Raw genomic sequence first — 949 nt, 5'->3', positions numbered from 1 at the left:
GTGTAGTGGTCAACTGATCCCGGACACGACGTTAAGTTTTTTCTCGTACTGAGCGGGTGCCAGTCCATCATTGAACTGGTGTGGCCGAACCCAGTTGTAGCGATGCATCAGATAATGACTGATATCCCGCTGTGCCTCTTGGGCCGTCATGTAGCCCACGGCGGGTATCCACTCGGTTTTCAAGCTGCGGAATACACGCTCCATCGGCGAGTTGTCGTAGCAATTACCTCGGCGACTCATGCTCTGGCGCATGCGGTATCGCCAAAGTCGCTGGCGAAACTGTCGGCTCCCATATTGGGAGCCCTGATCTGAGTGAAACAGCAGGCCCTGAGGCTTGCCGCGTTGCTCATAAGCCATGTCCAGCGCCTTGATGACCAAGTCCGTGTCCGGTTTGTTTGAAAACGCCCAGCCCACCACCCGACGCGCATAAAGATCCATAACCACCGCCAGGTAATGCCATTTTCCTTGCGCCCAGATGTAGGTGATGTCGCCACACCAAACCTGATTGGGCGCGGGTACATCGAACTGCCGATTCAAAATGTTCGGAATGTCAGGCCTCTCCACTGTTGCTTTTTTATAAGCATGAGAGCCAGGTTGCTTGCTGATTAATCCCAGTTCCCGCATCAGGCCACGTACCTTGAACCGACCAATTTGCTCGCCATCTTCCTGCAATACCGAAACGATACTGCGGCTGCCAGCAGCGCTTCGACTTTGCCCGAACAGCTCATTGACTCGACTGAGTAAACGAACCCGCTCGGCGTCTGGAGCCCGACGCCGCTGGCAATGGTCGTAGTAGCACGAGCGAGGTGTCTCGAACACTTCGCACAGCAATTCGATCGGCTCATGGGCACCTAGCTGATTGATCAGCGCAAGCGCTCGTGTTCTTCCGACATCAAGAGCGCGGTAGCCTTTTTTAAAATGGATTTCTCCCGCTCAAGACGAGCGATCC

At 54.8% G+C, this 949-nt stretch carries 1 pseudogene; it reads right to left on the bottom strand.

The window, feature by feature from the left end:
- Positions 1-9: 9 nt before the first annotated feature.
- Positions 10-949, bottom strand: a pseudogene (locus JTJ32_RS26280) (IS3 family transposase); the annotation flags it as partial.

This window comes from Pseudomonas alliivorans, from assembly GCF_017826695.1.
In the GTDB taxonomy this organism is placed as follows: Bacteria; Pseudomonadota; Gammaproteobacteria; order Pseudomonadales; family Pseudomonadaceae; genus Aquipseudomonas; species Aquipseudomonas alliivorans.
Note: the sequence above shows the minus strand (reverse complement) of the source record. Positions and strands in the feature narration are given on the sequence as shown.